The sequence below is a fragment of the Ruegeria sp. K3 genome (assembly GCF_056531845.1).
In genome coordinates, this window is record NZ_JBQFMM010000005.1 from 219,591 (window position 1) to 238,556 (window position 18,966).

Sequence of the window (18,966 nt, forward strand, 5' to 3'; positions counted from 1 at the left end):
AATTAAATGCTTGAATTATAAAATTGTAACGTTAACGTCGTGAAATCGTCATGTGTGCTGATTACGCGTTGCGGTCGGTATTCAACGAAGCATCAACCCCTGATGCATGGGAGGAATCATGAAAAAGAATTTTCTAGGCGCTCTCGCCTTAACAACTGCTCTGTCGCCGGTGGCGGCTATGGCGCAAACCGAAATTCAGTTCTGGCATGCCTTCACCGGTCGACTAGGCGATCTTGTGAAGGCTCAGGTTGAAGAGTTCAATGCCAGCCAAGATGAGTTCACTGTAGTAGAAAGCCATAAAGGCAACTATTCGGAAACCTTGAATGCGGGTATTGCTGCTTTCCGAGCAGGTGAACAACCACATATCCTGATGGTTTTCGAAGTAGGCACGGCAACGATGATGTCGGCCGAAGGGGCTATCAAACCCGTGTATGAAGTGATGGCTGAAAGCGGTGCATCATTCGATCCTGATGCCTACATTGGTGCCGTCAAAGGCTACTATACGACCACTGACGGGGACATGCTGTCGCTGCCCTTCAACTCGTCCACACCCGTTCTCTGGGTCAATCGCGATGCTATGGAAGCGGCGGGTGTTGACCCTGACACGGATTTGTCGACCTGGGAAAAGGTTGGTGACGTTCTTGACCAGCTTAAGGCTGGGGGTGAAGACTGTCCGCTGGTCACTGCTTGGCAAAGCTGGATTCACCTTGAGAACCTTTCGGCCTATCACGACGTCCCATTCGCATCGAAGGACAATGGATTTGCCGGTCTTGATACCGAACTGATGTTGAATGGACCGACGCAGGTGGCGCACCTGACCGCGATGGGTGACTGGGCCAAAGATGGTAAATTCATCTATACCGGCCGCAGAAACGAAGGTGGCGCGAACTTCCGGGCAGGTGAATGCGCGCTATTCACCGAAAGTTCGGCAGGCTATGCCGGCATTAGCTCTGAGGCTGAGTTCGAATTCGACGTGCGCCCGTTGCCCTATTGGGAGGCGGTCGTAAGCGAGCCGCAAAACACCATTATTGGTGGCGCTTCGCTTTGGGTGATGGAGGGTCACGATCCTGAAGAATACAAAGGTGTCGGTGAATTCCTGAGCTTCCTTTCGTCTTCGGACGTTCAGGCGAACTGGCATCAGAACACAGGGTATCTTCCAATCACCGCCGAAGCTGGCGTCGCGACCCGAAATGCTGGTTTCTATGAAGAAAACCCAGGTACTGACATTGCTGTCATACAGATGACCGCCAAAGATCCGACTGCGAATTCGAAGGGTCTGCGTCTGGGGTCGTTTGACCAGATTCGCGGCATCATCGACGAAGAGCTCGAGGCTGTCTGGTCCGGTGAAAAGACCGCTCAGGAAGCAATGGACAGTGCGAAAGAACGCGGCGATGCCCTGCTGCGCCGGTTCGAGTCTGCCAATCAATAAGTCCTAATTTGATGCGGGCCTGTTTCGGGCCCGCATCTTCTTTATTCGGTGGTTTATCGGGATGGAAAAACGCGTCACCTTTCGCGGCTGGCTTCTGCCATTGGCGCTGATCGCCCCGCAGGTCATCATCTCCGCTGTCTTCTTCTTCTATCCGGCCGGGCAGGCGGTGTGGCAGTCCCTGTTCATTCCTGACCCATTTGGGCTGTCGTCCCAATTTGTTGGATTGGGTAACTTTGAATTCCTGCTGAGCGATAAATTCTACCGTGCTTCTTTCGTGACGACGGCGGTGTTTTCGACGCTCGTCACGCTGTGTTCAATGATCCCGGCGTTGTTTCTGGCGGTCATAGCGGACCGCCTGATCAAAGGATCGGGTGTTTACCGGACGCTGCTGATCTGGCCCTACGCCGTTGCCCCCGCTGTTGCAGGCGTGCTGTGGCTGTTCATGTTCAACACGCGTGTTGGTGTCGTGTCGTGGTACCTCGGCCAGCTTGGTTATGACTGGAACCACGTTCTGAACGGCACCGAGGCCATGGGCCTGGTGGTTGTAGCCTCAGCCTGGGGGCGTATCAGCTATAACTTCTTGTTCTTCTTCGCAGCGCTGCAGTCGGTCCCAAGATCGGTGATCGAGGCTGCGGCAATTGACGGCGCGCGCTTCTGGCGCCGGTTCTTCACAATCGTGCTGCCGCTTTTGTCACCAACCGCGTTCTTCCTGTTAGTGGTGAATGTTGTCTATGCATTCTTTGAGACCTTTGGCGTCATCCACACGATCACTGGCGGTGGCCCACAGCAGGCGACGACCATTCTAGTCTACAAAGTCTTCTCAGATGGGTTCGTTGGACAAGATCTCGGTTCGTCCTCCGCTCAGTCCGTCATCCTGCTTATTGTCGTTGGTCTGCTGACCGTCATCCAATTCAAATACGTGGAAAAAAGGGTGCACTACTGATGGCAGCCCAACAACACGGAATGGTCGAAAAACGTGGAATGGGGATCTGGTTGACCCATGCCATGATGATCCTTGGCGTCTTAATCATCTTTTTCCCGATCTGGCTGGCGTTCGTGGCATCGACTGTGACCCAGCCGGAAATCGTTTCGCCGCCCATGCCCATTCTTCCCGGCGATCAATTCTGGGAAAACTATAAGGCCGCGCTGTTCTCCGGTGTGAACGTCCCAGTCGCCACAATGTTGTTCAACAGTCTTGTGATGGCCATCGGAATCGCAGTGGGCAAGATCATAATTTCGCTGCTGTCAGCTTTTGCGATCGTCTATTTCCGTTTTCCCGGGCGAACGACGTTCTTTTGGCTGATCTTCCTAACGCTGATGCTTCCGGTCGAGGTTCGTATTGTGCCGACGTTCGAAGTCGTCGCCGGGTTCGGCATGCTCAACAGCTACTATGGGCTGATCTTCCCCTTAATCGCCTCGGCCACGGCAACGTTCCTGTTCCGGCAGTTCTTTCTGACGATCCCGGATGAACTGGCCGAAGCTGCACGCGTCGATGGTGCCCGCCCGATGCGGTTCTTCATTGATATCGTGGTCCCCATGAGCCGAACGAATATCGCGGCGCTGTTCGTGATCCTTTTTATCTACGGGTGGAATCAATATCTCTGGCCGCTGCTCATCACTACCGATCCTGAAATGAACACCATCGTGATGGGTATCAAACAGATGTTCCCATCCGGCGACGACGTAGCGGAATGGCCCGTCATCATGGCCACTTCGATTTTGGCAATGATCCCGCCGGTCATCGTGGTGGTGTCGATGCAAAAGCTCTTTGTCCGCGGCCTTGTCGATAGCGAGAAGTAAGAAATGGCAACAGTAACCCTTGAGAATGTCAAAAAGAGCTTTGGCCCGACGGACGTTATCCACGGCATCGATATAGATATCGCGGACGGTGAGTTCATCGTAATCGTTGGACCCTCGGGCTGCGGGAAGTCCACGCTGTTGCGGATGGTTGCCGGCCTGGAAACCGTGACATCCGGTGAAATCCGGATTGGAGAAGAACGAGCCAACGACAAAGAGCCGATGGATCGCGATATCGCGATGGTATTCCAGAATTACGCGCTCTACCCACATATGTCGGTGCGCCAGAACATGGGGTATGGGCTGAAAATCGCGGGGCTTCCAAAGAACCAGATTGACCAGAAGGTGACCGAGGCCGCCAAACTGTTGCAGCTGGAAGCTTTGTTGGACCGCAAACCCCGGCAGCTTTCAGGCGGTCAACGCCAAAGGGTGGCAATGGGGCGGGCAATTGTTCGCGAGCCGGCGGTTTTCCTGTTTGATGAACCACTCTCAAATCTTGATGCCAAGCTGCGTGTTCAGATGCGTTTAGAAATCCGCGAGCTTCAGGAAAAGTTAGGAATTACATCGCTTTACGTGACTCACGATCAGGTCGAAGCGATGACGATGGCAGACAGGATGATCGTGATGAACGGAGGCATCGCTGAGCAGATTGGGACGCCATTGGAGGTATATGAAACACCAGGAACCCTTTTCGCGGCTCAGTTTATTGGTAGCCCTGCAATGAATATCTTTGATGCTCAGCGTGAAAACGGAACGGTTAAGATAGGGGGCTTAGAGATTGGCCCATCCACGGGGCCTGATACCCCACTAAAGCTTGGAATCCGACCAGAGCATCTGTTTCTGGACGACAATGGTCCGTTGGAAGCCGCTATTCAGATGGCGGAACCGCTAGGCGCAAACACCTTATTGCATGGCCAGCTCACGGATGCAGGCGACGCGATTACGATAAGTCTTCCGGGTGTCCACCCAATCGAAGGCCGGCATCCGAGCATGCGGTTCTCAGTTGCCTCAGAGCACATGCATCTGTTTGACCATTCATCCGGCAAGAGGTTGGAAGGCTGATGGTCTTTCCACAGGTTGAAGCCTTTCGTGGTGGCAAAAACCTGATCCGGGTTGTGGGGCATCGAGGTGCGCGGGGTGTGCTGCCCGAAAACAGTATGATTGGCTTTGACTTTTCGCTCTCTATCGGCGTCCCGCTGCTTGAGTTTGATGTTGTCCTGACGGCCGATGACGTACCGGTCATAACCCACAACCATCGGCTGCACGCTCCTAGCTTTCGTGACGCAAATGGCCTGTTTCTAACCGGAGAAGAGCCGAAGGTCTCGTCATTGACGTTCGAGCAAATCCAGCAATTTGACATCGGGCGGTTGGATGGTCACTCGGCTTATGGCCAACGGTTTCCGGACCAAGCTCAACTGGATGGCATCCGTGTTCCAAAGTTGCAGGATTTGCTGGATTTGGTTGATGATCCAAAATATGGCGACGCCTATTTGATGCTCGAACTGAAGTCGGATCCGGATTTGGCTCACGATGCGCTTAATAGGAGGAAATTTGTCGAGCGGGTTCTTCAAGAAGTACGCGACAAAGGATTGTCTTCGCGCGCGGTGCTCCACAGTTTTGATTGGAACCTGTTGGAGGAGTGTCAGCGGCAGGCTCCTGACATGCCGTCTTCCTACCTGACGCAGCTTCCGGAAAACGCGGCGGATGTTGGTGAGGATTCCTCGAAAGCGGTTTGCCCTGACTTTCGTGGTCGTCGTGATGAAATTCCAAATTTGGTCAAGCAAGCTGGCGGTTCGCTTTGGTGCCCATACTACACGGATGTAACGGATGAAAATGTGGCGCGCGCAAAAGAACTGGGCCTATGTGTTGCCGTTTGGACGGTCAATGAGCACGAAGAAATAGACAGGATGATCGACCTGCGCGTGGATGCAATTGTATCTGATTATCCTGGGCGGGTTCAAAGGCATCTGTCGGATTTGGGCATGAGGTGGAGTGTCGATTGCCGGTGAGCACCGCGCCACAAAAGCTGACGCCGTTCATGTTCTTTTCAGTTGCAGTTGGGAAGGATCAGACACTTCAACTAGCTTAAATCTGAAAAAGCACCATCGCTTAAAGTGCCGTGCAATTGACAGGTAGCCGATAAGACTGGAAGAACTGTCGAGCATTTATCTCCTAGAAGAACCTGAGCCCTCGACAGGCGAAGTAGTGACCGAAACTGCACTCGCGCCATGACACTTGGGTGATGTTTTGGGGTCAAATACCTCAAGGGCTAACTATCTATACCACTGCAGTGATTTACCCCCGTAGGTCCTGCGGGGGATTTCGGGGTACTGCAGAACTTTTCCTACCCCTAAGCCATCACCGTAGACCATACCGTAGACCCGCTGGTGCCTGTTGACCTCAGCTAAGCTGCCGGGATAGCCCTTGTTTTGCTGACGGGAGACCTGACAAGGGTGCCTGTAACGGGAATAGAACACTGCCCCCGGGCACCATTCCCAACAGGTAAGCGATTGTTTCTCTTCAGCTTTTACTTCTGATAGCTGGAGGCGTAGATCATGCCGGAGGGTTTCTTTCGAGAGCACGAGTTAGAAGCCCGCGTTCTCAAAGCGAAATCTCCATTGGGATGCCGTAACCTGCCTGCAGCGCCATCTGCGCTATGCCAGAATTCTCGACCTCAAATCCATGTCGTCGAAAGGGATCGACGAGACTTCCGAATGCGGCCGTCAGTGTTATCTTGTTTGCGCCACGTTCCTGAGCGATCAGTCGGCAGTTTTCCACGAATGCCTCGAATAGCTGCAAGCTTTCGTGAGATTGATCATCGTCGGATGCAACTCCTGCTCTTCGCAGAAGCGGGTTGAGTAGTCGAACGTCACCAATGTGAATTCTGTTGGGAAACAGATGCGCTACAAGTGCTTGAATTGCCGGATCCTCCAGCGGGGCGCTGTCCACGCTTCCCACTGTATAGTCAATATCGAAGATAACCCTTTGGCCGAGAGCTTGAGCAACATATTTGAGCAGGTTAGGTTCTCCGTTCTCTATGTGTTTAGCTAAAGTCATCGGGTCCAACGGAAATTGGCCTGATGTCATCGCAACATGCCAGGTTGCAAGGCCCAACTCGTGCATAGTATTGGGCTTCATTCTTACAATCTCTTTGATCTGAGATTGGCCGTAAGACTGAAACTGCACGTCTGGAACGAGATGCATGATAGCATCCCTTGGCATGGCATCCGTAAGGTCGGTCATCAAAATCTCCTGAAGAAACGTAGGTGAGCAGCTAACGTCCATTGGTGGCAGAAATTGGGCGTTCATTCATGTTTTATCGATTAACTTCATCCACTTATACAGAACCTCCAAAGGGTATCCTTGCCCATAAGCCTGCCCGACACCTTCGGTCTGCCAACCACCGATCTGGTCAACAATGTCTGAAGGGCATTCCACCGACCTCATGCGATCTCGCAACGAATGGCGGAAACCGTGCATGGTGAAGCTCTGAGCCGTGTGTTGCTTCAACCATTTGTTTAGCGCTGCGCTTGCAGAGTTAGCATTTGTAGCGCCCTTCTTGTTATAACGCGGGAAGGCGAACTTACTGTCCCGGACTTCTGTCACAATGCGTCCCGCGGCCCAGAGCGAGGCCCCCACAAGTGGAACATTCCTTGAGCTACAAGCGGTCTTGAGACGACGCCAAGGATGCTCCTGCACGACGACATGAGGCATAGGAGACTCAAGGCGGATGTCTTCAACAAGGAGACCAGCGGCTTCCGCGAGTCGCATCCCAGTATCCGACACCAATGCAACCAACCAGCGAAGATCGTCGTCCTCACCACGACACAGCGACTGTAGCGACTTGATAGTTTCAATAGGCAGAGGCTGACGATCCACAACGCCCGCTTGTCGATCGTAGTAAACGCCCGCGAACGGATTGTTGACGGCGATACCAATTTCGGCTGCCACGAAGTTGAAGACAGATCGCACGGTGCCGAAGACCCGGGTGATGCTGCTTCCCGCAAGACCCTTGGTGACCAATGCGTCTCTGAAGCAGTTCGCATCCGCTCGTGTGTAAGCGATTAGATCTTTGTCGCCGCAGGCATCGATAACATACCCGCAGGCTCGCTCTGCGGCTCGATGGAAAGTGATCGGGCGATTATTGCCTTTCAGGCGGATGTAGATCGACACAGCTTCGCTGAGTTTGACGTAGCCACCTGAGGCTTCATCTGAGGACCGATTCCCATGCGTAGTGGCCTTCCCGCCCAACCGAAGCAGATGCTTCCCAGGTAAATCAACGTCCCGGATTCGGAGATGATACCAGTGCTCGTCGAGCCGCTGTGCCGCACGTTGTGCCCTCGAAGTGGCCACGATGGCCGACCTCGTGCGAAGCGAATACATGATACGGCTTGCGTTATAGTGGTGAGAAAGGTCGCTCGGGACCCGTCGTGAAAAATAGAAGATGCCCTGTTTTACAAATGTGTACGGGGCAGATTTGGTCTCCGGCATGATCTACGCCTCCAGCTATCAGAAGTAAAAGCTGAAGAGAAACAATCGCTTACCTGTTGGGAATGGTGCCCGGGGGCGGAATCGAACCACCGACACGAGGATTTTCAATCCACTGCTCTACCCCTGAGCTACCCGGGCACGGGAATGGCGTTTGCCATTGGGTGGAGGCCTTCTATGACTTGCCACAGGCAGTGTCCAGAGGCTTTTTGACATTTTTTCAATGCGGGCGAGACGTGGGGCTTTCGGTTGGTTCCGAGGTCGTCTCGGCGTCTTCTTCACGTTGCGATGGCACCGCATAAGAACCGTTTAGCCATTTTGCCAGATCGATATCCGCGCAGCGTTTGGAGCAGAATGGTCGAAAGGCCTGCTGGGTATCTTCTCCGCAGATCGGGCAGCTCATTTCAGGATCTCCGTCAATGGGATACGACCACGTTTGCGCTGTAGTTCGAAATGGCCAAGCGGGGTCCAACCGGCCAGGATCGTCTCGTCAGGATCGGACTTGAATGCCGACCGCAAGGCCGATTCGAAACCCCTCCGGTCTTTCTTGGGCATCGGTGCAAGGTCCAGAGTGATCTGCCCCCCCAACCCGCGCACGCGCAGGGCGCGCGGCAGGGCTTTGGCGCAGGCGAAGTTAGCTTTGGTTCCCGCCGCGAGAGATGTGTCGGCGCCGGTGTTCACATCCACCGCAACCAGCGCGCGGGTCGGTTGGATATAGAGGTGTCCTCCACCGGGAAGCGTTTCGGAAATCCCCTTTGCTGTATCGAGCGCATCAACGACACCGTGGTCCTCAAATCCGCCGGATGCGGTCACGACCTCTGCCGGGTCCGTCCAATCACGCCAGGCCAGGATATGCGGACCATCGCCCTCGCCCAGCAATTCTGGTTCACTGCCCGTATCAACCAATACCTGCTCGGCAAGTGCCAACATGGCTGAGATATCTTCAGCGATTTCATCTGCATCCGCCGTCTGACAGCACGAGCGCAGGATCAGGCCGTGCGTGCTGTTTCCCATTTGCTCATGCGCGATTTCGAGAAGTTGGTCGCGCGTATCTTCATCACGGATACGGCGCGAGATGTTCAGGCCGGGCGCGTCAGGTGTCACGATCGCAAAGCGGCTTTTGAACAAAATACGGTTCGAGACGGGTATGGCTTTGCCGGGCTCGGCATATCCAGTCACCTGCACCAGTAGCAAAGCACCGGGTGCCAACCCTTTGACTTGCCTCAGAAAAGCCGGGCCGTCGGGTGTGGTGAGAAACATGCCGCCCTGACCTTTGACCGGGCGATCGGCGCGGGCGCGGTAGATCGTACCTGGCGCAGGGGCATCTGTGGCGATCAGGAAATCGTCGAGAACACCATCCACCATCAGAGCTGCAGCTTCGCGTCCCTGAATATGATCCAGAATGATGGTACGACCCTTCATGATACCTCGCGATATAAGGGATAGCCGATGCCTTGCAGCAGTGCAGCAGTTTCGGACAGGGGTAGGCCGACGATACCGGTGAACGAGCCTGAAATCCACGGGATGAACGCACCGGCAGGGCCTTGTATTGCATAGGCTCCGGCCTTGCCCTGCCAGTCATCCGTCGCAAGATAGGCATTGATTTCGCTGTCGGACAGACGTTTCATCTTTACCTGAGAAACCACGTCACGCTGGAGGATTTTATCCCCGCGCCGCACAGCGACCGAAGTGATCACCCGATGGCGTCGGCCGGACAGGGCGTGCAGAAACTCAGCAGCTTGTCCCGCGTCTTCGGGTTTGCCAAGAATGCGGCGACCCAGTGCGACCGTTGTGTCAGCACATAAGGTGATATCATCGCTATCAGCTTGAACAGCCTGAACTTTTTGCCGGGTGATGCGGCTACAATAGGGGGTCGGCAGTTCGCCATTCAGCGGCGTTTCATCGATATCCGGCGGACGGATCGCATCGGGCCGAACGCCAAGCTGCGCCAGCAGGTCCAGCCGCCGCGGGCTGCCCGATCCGAGGATAAACGCCATGTACGAAGCGTTACTTGAAGCGATAGTTGATCCGACCCTTGGTCAGATCATATGGGGTCATTTCGACCTGAACTTTGTCGCCGGCCAGAACACGGATGCGGTTCTTGCGCATCTTGCCTGCCGTGTGTGCGATGATCTCATGGCCGTTTTCCAGCTCGACCCGAAACGTCGCATTAGGCAGGAGTTCCTTCACGACACCGGGAAATTCGAGCGTATCTTCCTTGGCCATGTTGTCTCCATCATTAGGTTGCACCTGCAGAATCTGCAGATCGTGCGCTTAAATGAGCCTATTTCGGCCTTATTTCAAGGGCGAAGTCACCTAAAGGGGTGATATTGTGACTGAATCGACCCGAGCGTCTTGCTCGGTCCAGTGCGTGCGGTTCAATACCCACCCGTCTGCGCGGACGTTTGCAATTGTGGACAGGTCGGCCTCGGCATAGGTCCAGCCGGCGGTATTCAGCGTGCCCTCGGCAAGCACTCCCGTCGGTGGGAACCCGATATCGGGCGGGCCAAACACGCCACCCATGCCGGTATTCATGTCGACTGCTTCGGACCATTCATTGCCGCCAACTAACGATGACATTACCGTAACACATTGATTTTCAAGGGCACGAGACATGGCACCGATCCGCACACGCCAATACCCGGACAGGGCTTCGGTGCAGGATGGAACGAGGATCAAATCGGCCTCGCTCAGGGCCCGACCCAAGAGAGGGAATTCACTGTCATAGCAGATCAGAACGCCGATTTTACCCAATGCGGTATCAAACAGTTTCAACGGACCGCCCGGGGCGATGTCCCAGGCCTCGCGTTCAAACCGTGTCATGATCTGCTTGTCCTGATGATCGAGACGACCGTCAGGAGCGTAGAACACTGCGCGGTTCACCGGGCGCCCTGGTCCGTCGATGACCGGGGCGGAAGCCCCCAGAATGTATGTGTTGTACATCTTTGCAAGGCGCGAATGCACAACTTGTACATCTTCCATCCGGTCGGAAACCGCCCGGATTGAGCGTTCGAGATCACCGGCCACCTTAGGGCCGTCGAGCGTCGACAACTCCATTGCGCCGTATTCGGGAAAGACCAGAAGGTCGGCACCTTGTCCCGCGGCCTCGGAAACCCATGCCTCAAGCTTGTCTTCATATTGAGCCCAACTATCGAGCCAATCGAGGTCGTAGGCGGCGGTGGCGATTTTCATTCCCAAGTCCTATGTCTGGTCGCTGCGCGACACTAGAACAGCAGATCGTCCAGGGCTACTGCAATCGCGGCGCGGGTGGTTCTGAAACCTATGTTGCGACTTACTGTTTCGAGGCGGGTGTGTGTTTATTGGCAGGCTTTCTCGGCCGCCGGTGCAGAGATTGCATCGAATGGCTGATCAGAGGTCGTTTTGACCTATCGAAGAACCTGAACGAAACAGGCAAGGAACTCCACCTCGGGCATCAACTTTGCAACTTCTTCAAGCGCGCGAAGGGGTAGTTTTACATCAAGAACATTGGCCCCGGGGATATCGACTCACAGAAACAAGGCGTTGTCATTTGTAACGGCACCGAGCACCAAGGATGCGGTCTGAAGGGCAAATCCGGAGATCAGGTATGTCGTCGATCCGGTCGGTCAGGCTGGTTTGTGCAATCCCGAAAAAGCGGTGAAATGCCCTGTCCAGACTTTCGTGAATCTCGAACCCTTCATCGAAAGCGAGGAAGGCAAATCCTAGTGAAATCTACAGCCAGATGATGTGCTTCCGTCGCAGGAAAACCTGAAAATTAGCCAAGGCGACTTAATGGACGCGATCAGGCTGTCGCAAAACGGTCACTAACACGCGCTCTGATCGTCGATAAACTGCGGCTCAATCGGGGCTTCAGGTTCATTTTGGGTGTGGATGTCGGGCTTGATTATCGGAACGGATCACTCGGGATTTTCCGCACGGAATAGGGCCCATGCGTCCTGCGAGGTGCCGTCCGGCTTGGTGCATATACCCACCTGACCCGAACCAGTGTCTTTGATCTTGTAGCTGCCGCCGATCTCAAGGCAGTAGGCTGCTGCTGGGTTCACCACCTGATGCGTTTTTCCATGTGCCTTGCGGTACAGCTCCCATGCATCGGCGGACGTACCGTCGCTCAGTGCGCAGCGAGACGTGGTCAGGTCATATTCGCCTCCAATTGAGCCACAGTACACGGCGGCGGGATTTGCAAGGCCGACCGGCTTGCTGCCATCCGCGCCCGCATGGTGTTCGCGAAAATAGGTCCAGGCATCGATCCGGGTGCCGTCGGGCAATTGGCAGATACCGCTCTGACCGTCCGGACCGTCATGTATACCGTAGAGCCCGCCTTGCGCGATGCAATATGTTGCCGCGGGATTGGCCAGACCGGTGTTGGCAGAGCTTGCGGCGGGCAGGGCCATTGAAAAGGCCATCGTCAGGGCCGCAATCGGGCCTGCGGAATTCAATAGACGCTTTGTCATGGTCACCTCGCAACATTGTGGACAGGGCAGGTTCTGAGGATCTTCGCCGTTTTGCAGATCGATCCGGTCCTGCACGGATACTGGGATCAGAGTTGTTCCACCTTGATCGAGTCTGCGGGATAAAAGGCCAAGTGATCCTTGATTTCGGCCACCGCGTCGATCGGGTTTTCATAACTCCAAGCGGCGTTTTCGGTGACTGAGGATTTGTTTACGATCGAGAAATGCGTGGCGTCTCCCTTGCCTGCGCATTGGGTGACTTTGTTGGTCCGATCCAGAAAGGCCATCGCAATGTCCGCACGCGGGAAGTAGATAACCGGCTCTTTGTCGCCTTCCAGAAGTTCCAGCGCGTTGTTGGTTTCACCCAAAATCGCGCCGCCTGAACGGACGCTCCATTTGCCCGGTGCTTTGCGGATCGTGATGGTGTCTGTCATTCCTGTTCCTTCCCTCGTCGTGTCAGGGCTTCTCCTCTGCCCAAACTATGTAACAATCCGGTGTCAGACCGGTGCGGTTGTGGCATCCAACCACAGTTGAGCGGCGTCGCCCAGCCTTGGCCGGACTTTTTCCGCCACGTCGCGGTGATAGGCGTTCAGCCAAGCACGTTCCTCTCGTGTCAGCATTTCGACTACAATCAAACGCCTGTCGATTGGGACATAAGTCAGCGTACGCCAGTTCAGCATGGCGCGTTCATCGTCACCGCTGGGCAGGTTTGGGGCCTCTTCCACTACGACAAGGTTCTCAAGCCGGATGCCAAAAGCATCCTCGCGGTAATATCCCGGCTCGTTCGACAGGATCATACCCGGCTCAAGCGGGACATGGCTGACCCGAGACAGGCGCTGAGGGCCTTCATGCACGCTGAGATAGGTACCGACCCCATGACCGACCCCATGGTTGAAATCCTGCCCGGCCAGCCACAGCGGCAGCCGCGCTACGCATTCGATATCGCGTCCTGCCAAGCCAACAGGCCAGCGTAGCATCGACATGGCGATCATGCCTTTGAGGACGCGTGTAAAGCAGGCCTTTTCCTCATTCCCAACATCGCCGATTGCAATTGTGCGGGTGATATCGGTGGTGCCGTCCAGATATTGCCCACCGCTGTCCAACACCAGCAGGTGACCGTTTTCCAGCCTGCTGTCGGTTTCCTCGGTCACGCGATAATGCATGATGGCCCCGTTCGGCCCGGTGCCCGCGATGGTGTCGAATGAGATATCCTGCAGCGCGTTGTCCCGGCGACGGCTTTCTTCCAGCCGCGTTACTACCTGTGTCTCGGTCAGGGTGCCGGGCTTCTGCGTGTCCAGCCAACACAGCAGTTCGATCACCGCTGCGGCATCTCGCAGATGTGCCTCGGCCGTGCCTGCGATTTCGGCCGGGTTCTTGCGGGCTTTGGGCAGGGCGCAGGGATCGCCGCCATCGACCATACGGTCCCCCAACGCATCCGCTATGATCTGCGGAACCGTTCCCGGATCGACCTGTACCTTGCCTTCAAGTGCCTCAACCGCTGTCAGGAACGCGTCGGGTTGGTGTTGGGTGACCTGCGGGCCCAGATGATCCCCGATCCCGGTCAGTTTGGCAGCGGCCATGAACAGATCCACCCGCCCATCACCGTGCAGGATGGCAAAGCCATGGGCCACAGGGTTGTATGCGATGTCCGCGCCGCGAATGTTCAACAGCCACATGATCGAATCCGGCAAGGTGATCACCGCTGCCGCGCGATCTGCGCTCTGCAGTTCACTCGCGAGGCGCTTGATTTTGCTCTCGGCGCTTTCACCTGCAAATTCAATCGGATGTGCCCTGACAGGATTCATCGGAGGGTCGGGTTGATCCGCCCAAATTCGGTCTACAAGGTTATCACAGCGCACCAGTTCGACGCCGCTGCCTTCAAGCTCTTTCTGCGCAGCAGAAATCTGTCCTGCAGCGTGGAGCCACGGATCAAACCCGACTTTGCCGCCATTTGGCAATTGCTCTTTCAACCACGCGCTCAGGCTGACATCTGGCCATGGGACCGGAGCGTAATCCTGTGCGACCTGGGCCTTTACCTGAGTGCGATAGCGCCCGTCGATGAAAACCCCGGCGATGTCCGTGAGCGCCGCGCAAAACCCCGCAGAACCGGTGAATCCGGTAAGCCACGCCAGCCTTTCGTCCCGAGGGGCCACATATTCACCCTGATGCGCATCCGCACGCGGGATCAGGAAGCCCTGCAGGCCTTCGCGCGCCAGCTCGTCCCGCAAAGCGGCCAGTCGTGGTGGGCCTTGCTCGGGGCGTGCGGTCACTTCGAAACTCTGGAACATGGGCGGCCTCATTCGTCGGTCTTGCTGCGCGCAAACCTGCGGCCTGCGGTAGGAAATGTCCAGCGCCCCGGCGCACACTATTCTTCTGTCTCAAGAAAGCGTTGAATGGCCTGGATATACGGGTTGTAGGCCTCATTTCCAGGCAATGGTATCTGGTTGCCGGTCTCAAGGATCACGAGCGAGGCATTGGGGATTCCAGCCGCCAGTTTGCGCGCCTCGGACAGGGGGTGAACGGCTGTGTGCCGCCCGTGCAGAACCAGCGTGGGGCATTGCACCATCGGAAGAAGTTGCAGCACCGAGGTGCTATTGGCGATGTCACGGTAGTGAAGTCTTTCCTCGCTTGAATAAAGTGTCTGCAATTCATTGACCATGTGCCGAACGCTATCCAGCGGACCTTCTGGAAAATAGCTGAATTCAGCGCCCATAGCATAGCCGCTGCCCGGCGTGTTCCAGCCTTCCGCGATCAGTGACCGGATCGAGTCGGGTTGTTTGGTGTCTTCTCGGTAATCTCGCCCTTCAGCCCATCCGCCGGAGACAACCAGCTTGTCAATCCGCTCGGGGTGTCTTGCGGCGAAGTGTAGGGCAGGGAAGGTGCCGCCCATTTCACCGAGAATGGAAAAGCGGTCAAACCCCGCTGCATTCACGACGGTCAGGATTTCTTCTATTCTGCGGTCATACACTGCCTGATGGTCGATGTTTGAGCTGACGTCATTGTCCTTGTTGTAGCGTAACAGGCGGAAACGGTTTGCCATGTCCTGTAACCGGGTACGCTCGGACGGGATGCGCCATTCCGCCTCCAGATCGTGCACGACCGAACCGATGCGCAGCACCGGCAACCCATCACCGGAAAGCGTGTATGGAACAGCGCGGCCCTTCGCACCGCGCGCGTAACGCAGCCGTTGCGTATGGTTGTCTACGCCTGAATCGGTGTCGGCGTCACAGGTCACATCCGCCGCCATTTGCAACCCGCGCCGTACGACTGTCCGAATGATCCGCTGCGCTTTGCCATCATCGCCGACTGCTTTACGCGCCGCTGCGATACGTGCGCTGATGGTAGAATCCGAGACAAAGCGGCCACTCCATACCCGCGCGATGATCTCGTCTCGGGGCACCAGCTTACCTGGGTGCTGGGCCAAGAGGACCAACAGATCGAATACCTGAGGTTCGATTGCGACGGGCTCACCCCGGCGGGTCAGGACGTGTCGATCCACATCCAGAATACAGTCTGCAAACTCATAGCGCATGGGGCAAATACACTCCGTTTCTCGCGGAACGACAAGGTTCAACAACAATCTCAAGGGTTTCTAGGGCGTATCTCAGGACCAGCTACAAGCAGGCCGGGCAGGGTTGGGACACTATCCAAGCAGATAAACAGGAGAACGAATAATGTTCCTGCCCTTCGATATAGCGCTTATGCGCTATCCGTTGCGCCACCATAAGCAAAGTCGCCTTCAGCGGTGCAAAAACTGGCTTGGATGGCACTAAGTCTGCACTGTCGAAGCAGGGCCGTCAACTGGCCCGCTTCATCCCCATCACGCGCGCGCGGGCGCGCGGGTCGCTGTCGAACAGTGCGGCCAACTGCTCGGTCATAGCACCTGCAAGCTGCTCGACATCGGTGATCGTGACGGCGCGGTCATAATAGCGCGTCACGTCATGGCCGATCCCGATGGCCAGCAATTCCACTATCTTGCGTTTTTCCACCATCGCAATCACGTCGCGCAGGTGTTTTTCCAGATAGTTCGCCGGGTTCACGCTGAGCGTTGAATCATCGACCGGAGCGCCATCCGAGATCACCATTAGGATCTTGCGGGCCTCACGCCGCGCGAGCATCCGGCGATGCGCCCATTCCAGCGCCTCACCGTCGATGTTTTCCTTCAGCAGGCCCTCTTTCATCATCAGCCCTAGATTGGGTCGCGCGCGACGCCATGGGGCATCGGCGCCTTTGTAGATGATGTGGCGCAGATCGTTCAGACGCCCCGGTTGCTGCGGGCGGCCATCGTTCAGCCACGCCTCGCGCGCCTGACCGCCTTTCCAGGCCCGGGTGGTAAAGCCCAGGATCTCGACCTTGACGTTGCAACGTTCCAGCGTCCGCGCCAGGACATCTGCACAGATCGCGGCAATCGAGATCGGACGCCCGCGCATCGAGCCGGAATTGTCCAGAAGCAGCGTCACCACTGTATCGCGGAATTCGGTATCTTTTTCGACCTTGAAGCTTAGCGGCGTGGTCGGGTTGGCCACGACGCGCGCCAGACGTCCGGCATCCAGAATGCCTTCCTCGCGGTCGAACTCCCAAGACCGGTTCTGCTGTGCCTGCAAGCGACGCTGCAGCTTGTTGGCCAGACGGCTCACTGCGCCTTTCAGCGGTTCAAGCTGCTGGTCAAGGTACGCCCGCAGGCGTTCCAGCTCGGCCGGTTCGGCCAGATCTTCAGCTGCGATCTCTTCGTCGTGGGTGTTCAGATAGACCTTGTAATCCGGGTCCGCCTCGGACGCAGGTGGCGGGGCAGGCGGTTCTAGCGGAGCCTCGCCCTCGGGCATTTCAGCCTCATCGCCCATCTCATCCTCGGCCATCTCGTCCATCGAGACCTGAGCCTGAGACTGGTCCTGCTGTTCTTCCTGAGTTTGCTCAGGCGTCGCGTCGGCGTCCTGTTCGTCCTGATCATCCTGCCCGGTGCTGTCGGGATCGGGCTGCTCTTCGGCGTCTTCTTCGGCCTGATCTTCCTGTTCGTCGTCCAGTTCATCCGGGTCATCACCCAGCTGATCGCCGTAACCCAGATCTTTGATCATCTGTCTGGCGAATTTGGCAAATTCGGCCTGGTCCGAGAGGATTTCGTCAAGATTTTCCAGCGTCCCGCCGGCCTGTTCCTCGATAAATCCGCGCCACAGGTTCATGACATTCTCGGCGGCAGGCGGCATGTCGCGGCCCGTGGCCAGATGCCGGATCAGATAGCCCGCCGCCACAGCCAATGGCGCATCCGCAGGCTGTTTGCACTGATCATAGCCGCGCCGGATCGCCTCATGCCCGATCTTGACGTCGATATTCGACGCGGTGCCGGGCATGTCCCGCGCACCCATCGCCTCGCACCGTGCGGTCTCCATCGCCTCATAGAGATCCCGCGCCATATCACCCGGAGGGGCATATCGCGCATGGGTCGCGTCATCATGATATTTGCGTTGTAAAGCTAACGCGTCTGCCGTCCCGCGCGCCAAAAGAACCTCTTCGCGCGTCATCCGGCGTGAGACCTGCGGCAAACGCATCGACTCGCCCGACAGGCCCGATGGATCAACAGTGTAGCTCACCGACAATTCGGGGTCGTCGGCCATAACTTTAGTAGCCTCGGCCAGAGCCTTCTTGAACGGATCAGCAGGATTGTCGTTCTTCTGCACCATGTTCAATCGCCCTTTGTGTTGCAGTGACCCGCCGCATCAATGCGAAACCGGATCCCCCTTCATCTGGCCAAAAATACCTCCGCCGGAGGCATTGCGCCCCGGAGGGCGCAATTCATATTGCTTAGCCCAAGCTCGCGCTCGCCGCGCTTTCCGGCAGTTCCTCATCAAAGCAGCGCTGATAGAACTCAGCAACCGTCTGGCGCTCTAGCTCGTCACATTTGTTCAGGAACGACAGGCGGAAGGCATAGCCGATGTTGCGGAAGATTTCTGCGTTTTGGGCCCAGTTGATCACGGTCCGGGGGCTCATGACGGTCGACAGATCGCCGTTCATGAAGGCGGTCCGGGTTAGGTCGGCGACGGTGACCATCTGGCTGACGGTCTTGCGGCCCTCGGCGGTGTTGTAATGCGGCGCTTTCGACAGAACGATCATCGTCTCGGCATCGTGGCTGAGATAGTTCAGTGTCGAAACCAGCGACCAGCGGTCCATCTGCGCCTGGTTGATCTGCTGTGTACCGTGATAGAGGCCGGTGGTGTCGCCCAGACCCACAGTGTTGGCGGTCGCAAACAGGCGGAAGTTCGGGTTCGGTGTGATGATCTCGTTCTGGTCCAGCAAGGTCAGTTTGCCGTCATGCTCCAGCACGCGCTGGATCACGAACATCACATCCGCACGGCCCGCGTCGTATTCGTCGAAGACGATGGCAACGGGGTTGCGCAGCGCCCAGGGCAGGATGCCTTCGTGGAATTCAGTGACCTGCTTGCCGTCGCGCAGTTTGATCGCGTCCTTACCAATCAGGTCGATCCGGCTGATATGGCTGTCGAGGTTCACGCGCACGGCAGGCCAGTTCAGACGGGCGGCAACCTGTTCGATATGGGTCGATTTCCCGGTGCCGTGATAGCCCTGAATCATCACCCGGCGGTTATGGGTAAAGCCCGCAAGAATCGCCAGCGTGGTTTCGGGATCGAACTTGTAGGTCGGATCGATCACCGGCACGCGGTCGCTGCGTTCGGCAAAGCCTTTGACTGCCATATCGCTGTCAATGCCAAACACCTCACGAACCGAAATGTCCTCGGTGGGTTTTGCGTTGATGTCGATCGATCCGTCAGCCATGCGCCTTGTCCTTATCCTTTG

18 protein-coding genes and 1 tRNA gene are annotated in these 18,966 nt (G+C 56.5%); 5 read left to right on the forward strand and 14 right to left on the reverse strand.

Annotated elements, in window-relative coordinates:
* The first annotated feature begins 118 nt into the window (after nt 1-118).
* The 5 genes from ugpB to ACR0MP_RS11445 all read left to right on the forward strand — a co-directional run bounded on the left by ugpB (nt 119) and on the right by ACR0MP_RS11445 (nt 5,235).
* Nucleotides 119-1,429 carry a sn-glycerol-3-phosphate ABC transporter substrate-binding protein UgpB gene (gene ugpB / locus ACR0MP_RS11425; RefSeq protein WP_480886842.1) on the forward strand — a complete coding sequence of 437 codons (1,311 nt, stop codon included), beginning with the start codon at nt 119-121 and terminating at the stop codon, nt 1,427-1,429.
* 61 nt (nt 1,430-1,490) lie between these two features.
* The gene (ugpA, locus tag ACR0MP_RS11430; RefSeq protein WP_155150415.1) at nt 1,491-2,372 is read left to right on the forward strand and encodes a sn-glycerol-3-phosphate ABC transporter permease UgpA; all 882 of its coding nucleotides are present in this window, start codon (nt 1,491-1,493) and stop codon (nt 2,370-2,372) included.
* A gap of 20 nt (nt 2,373-2,392) precedes the next feature.
* The gene (gene ugpE, locus ACR0MP_RS11435; protein WP_170392936.1) at nt 2,393-3,229 is read left to right on the forward strand and encodes a sn-glycerol-3-phosphate ABC transporter permease UgpE; all 837 of its coding nucleotides are present in this window, start codon (nt 2,393-2,395) and stop codon (nt 3,227-3,229) included.
* Nucleotides 3,230-3,232: 3 nt separating this feature from the next.
* A complete protein-coding gene (gene ugpC, locus ACR0MP_RS11440) occupies nt 3,233-4,288 on the forward strand; it encodes a sn-glycerol-3-phosphate ABC transporter ATP-binding protein UgpC (protein ID WP_170736936.1) in 1,056 nt (351 codons plus the stop codon).
* A complete protein-coding gene (locus ACR0MP_RS11445; protein WP_480886844.1) occupies nt 4,288-5,235 on the forward strand; it encodes a glycerophosphodiester phosphodiesterase family protein in 948 nt (315 codons plus the stop codon). Before ugpC ends, ACR0MP_RS11445 begins: the two co-directional genes overlap by 1 nt.
* Nucleotides 5,236-5,827: 592 nt before the next feature.
* Here ACR0MP_RS11445 and ACR0MP_RS11450 read toward each other — a convergent pair.
* The 14 genes from ACR0MP_RS11450 to cobS form a co-directional block, all read right to left on the reverse strand.
* Nucleotides 5,828-6,469, reverse strand: a complete 642-nt coding sequence (locus ACR0MP_RS11450) for a hypothetical protein (RefSeq protein ID WP_480886847.1) — start codon at nt 6,467-6,469, stop codon at nt 5,828-5,830.
* 66 nt (nt 6,470-6,535) lie between these two features.
* On the reverse strand, nt 6,536-7,717 hold the full coding sequence (locus tag ACR0MP_RS11455; RefSeq protein WP_480886849.1) for a DUF6538 domain-containing protein: 1,182 nt from the start codon (nt 7,715-7,717) through the stop codon (nt 6,536-6,538).
* A gap of 63 nt (nt 7,718-7,780) precedes the next feature.
* Nucleotides 7,781-7,855, reverse strand: a tRNA-Phe gene (locus ACR0MP_RS11460).
* Between the two features lie 79 nt (nt 7,856-7,934).
* Nucleotides 7,935-8,117, reverse strand: coding sequence for a DNA gyrase inhibitor YacG (locus ACR0MP_RS11465; protein WP_170513305.1), 183 nt, complete (start codon nt 8,115-8,117; stop codon nt 7,935-7,937).
* Nucleotides 8,114-9,136: a ribonuclease E/G gene (locus ACR0MP_RS11470; protein WP_480886851.1), complete on the reverse strand. Its 1,023-nt coding sequence runs from the start codon at nt 9,134-9,136 to the stop codon at nt 8,114-8,116. The genes ACR0MP_RS11465 and ACR0MP_RS11470 overlap by 4 nt, the downstream gene beginning before the upstream one ends.
* A complete protein-coding gene (locus ACR0MP_RS11475) occupies nt 9,133-9,711 on the reverse strand; it encodes a Maf family protein (RefSeq protein ID WP_170513311.1) in 579 nt (192 codons plus the stop codon). The genes ACR0MP_RS11470 and ACR0MP_RS11475 overlap by 4 nt, the downstream gene beginning before the upstream one ends.
* 10 nt (nt 9,712-9,721) lie before the next feature.
* Nucleotides 9,722-9,940 carry a translation initiation factor IF-1 gene (gene infA / locus ACR0MP_RS11480; protein ID WP_005978431.1) on the reverse strand — a complete coding sequence of 73 codons (219 nt, stop codon included), beginning with the start codon at nt 9,938-9,940 and terminating at the stop codon, nt 9,722-9,724.
* Nucleotides 9,941-10,030: 90 nt separating this feature from the next.
* The gene (locus ACR0MP_RS11485; protein ID WP_170392700.1) at nt 10,031-10,906 is read right to left on the reverse strand and encodes a carbon-nitrogen hydrolase family protein; all 876 of its coding nucleotides are present in this window, start codon (nt 10,904-10,906) and stop codon (nt 10,031-10,033) included.
* A 704-nt stretch (nt 10,907-11,610) separates the two neighbouring features.
* Entirely contained in the window at nt 11,611-12,165 is a 555-nt protein-coding gene (locus tag ACR0MP_RS11490; protein ID WP_170402456.1) for a DUF333 domain-containing protein, read from the reverse strand.
* A gap of 86 nt (nt 12,166-12,251) precedes the next feature.
* Nucleotides 12,252-12,596 carry a DUF427 domain-containing protein gene (locus ACR0MP_RS11495; RefSeq protein WP_170508569.1) on the reverse strand — a complete coding sequence of 115 codons (345 nt, stop codon included), beginning with the start codon at nt 12,594-12,596 and terminating at the stop codon, nt 12,252-12,254.
* A 63-nt stretch (nt 12,597-12,659) separates the two neighbouring features.
* Complete coding sequence (locus ACR0MP_RS11500) at nt 12,660-14,450, reverse strand: aminopeptidase P family protein (protein WP_480886853.1); 1,791 nt, start codon at nt 14,448-14,450, stop codon at nt 12,660-12,662.
* A gap of 77 nt (nt 14,451-14,527) precedes the next feature.
* On the reverse strand, nt 14,528-15,694 hold the full coding sequence (locus tag ACR0MP_RS11505) for an alpha/beta hydrolase (protein WP_170736941.1): 1,167 nt from the start codon (nt 15,692-15,694) through the stop codon (nt 14,528-14,530).
* 265 nt (nt 15,695-15,959) lie between these two features.
* Nucleotides 15,960-17,837 (reverse strand): cobaltochelatase subunit CobT, encoded by a 1,878-nt coding sequence (cobT, locus tag ACR0MP_RS11510; RefSeq protein ID WP_170736943.1) that lies wholly within the window; start codon nt 17,835-17,837, stop codon nt 15,960-15,962.
* Between the two features lie 121 nt (nt 17,838-17,958).
* Nucleotides 17,959-18,945 carry a cobaltochelatase subunit CobS gene (cobS, locus tag ACR0MP_RS11515; RefSeq protein ID WP_010437533.1) on the reverse strand — a complete coding sequence of 329 codons (987 nt, stop codon included), beginning with the start codon at nt 18,943-18,945 and terminating at the stop codon, nt 17,959-17,961.
* Nucleotides 18,946-18,966: the final 21 nt, after the last annotated feature.